Source organism: Bradyrhizobium frederickii (assembly GCF_004570865.1).
GTDB classification, from domain to species: Bacteria; Pseudomonadota; Alphaproteobacteria; order Rhizobiales; family Xanthobacteraceae; genus Bradyrhizobium; species Bradyrhizobium frederickii.
The window spans coordinates 1-1095 of the sequence record NZ_SPQS01000122.1 but is presented as its reverse complement, the minus strand read 5'-3'; the positions used below and the strand labels follow the sequence as shown (position 1 = coordinate 1095).

The 1095-nt window shown below is 58.9% G+C and carries 2 protein-coding genes; one reads left to right on the top strand and one right to left on the bottom strand.

Going from position 1 to position 1095, the window contains the following annotated elements; all coding sequences use genetic code 11:
• Positions 1-208, bottom strand: a 208-nt coding sequence (locus E4K64_RS39925) for a transposase (RefSeq protein WP_135163638.1), incomplete at its 3' end; no start/stop codon positions are given.
• Positions 209-857: 649 nt separating this feature from the next.
• Between E4K64_RS39925 and E4K64_RS39920 the strand changes: the two genes are divergently transcribed.
• Positions 858-1095: hypothetical protein (locus tag E4K64_RS39920; protein WP_135167572.1), on the top strand; the 238-nt coding region annotated here is incomplete at its 3' end.

Below are 1095 nucleotides of genomic sequence, written 5' to 3'. Positions count from 1 at the left end.
CGGTGGGTTCGGCGATCCGACTCCCGCCGCCCGGACCGAAAACATCGGCAGCGCTGCCTTCGAGCTGGGCCTTCCACGATGTGATCTGATTGGGGTGAACGTCGAACTGCTCCGCCAGTTGCGCCAGCGTGCGGTCACCCTTGACGGCGGCAAGTGCCACCTTCGCCTTGAAAGCCGGAGTGTGGTTCCGCCGTGCTCGTCTGCTCATCGTCTCTCCTGATTCGCGGGTCAATCTTGCCCGCCGTCAGGCAGAAACTCCACTTATCGCGCTGTTCAGATTTGCGGGACCAGCTCAAAGATCGGTATAGGCTTGCGTCGAGAGGTAGCACCTTAGGTGACGGATCAATCTGGGGTTCTATTTCTAGTCGTCCTCCATTCGGTGTTGTTAACCAACAGGAGTTTGCTCGCGCGGTCTGGCATCAGTGCGCCGAATTCGCTGCTTGACCGCCAATGCGGCCGCCGTCGATCTGTTCGGGCTCCTGAGGCGCACAACGGATGCTCCGCGCTGCCGGCTGAGATTCGCCGCCCTGCGCGTGCCCATTACCTCAATAACGTAAATCGGCGGAGAGCATGATGGTTGGTCTCCGCAGCAAGAGACTGTCAGACCGCGGCGCGCAGACGAGTTCCCTCGCGCCTCAGCGCAAGCACTTGCTAAGCAATTGATACGGCTAATTAATATGTGTCGGCGCCCGATAGACAAGTCGCAGGTTCCGCTCTTTAGAAAATGTCATCGGTGGAGAGGACAGCCAGTCTCGCCTGATCGCAATCGTCGTCGTTGGCGGCTTCAGCGGGTTGGGTTAGTCGGTTGTGAAGAACACGCAAGCCGTTGAGAGAGAATCGATTTTTGGCGAACAGACATGGTTCTGTTCGCAGGATTTCGGCGGGTGAGCCCGCAGTTTCTTGCAAATTGCTCTTGGGCGATCGCTGTGATTCTGTCGCGGCGGGCTAATCAACGACGGGCAATTGCAATGCGGCCGAAGGCGCGGCGGGAGAGCGGACAGAACGATCTGTTCAAGGCGAGGCTCGATCAAATCGTCGATCCGGACCATGCGCTGGTCAGACTGTCGGGCTCGATCGACTGGCGGTTCCTCGAAG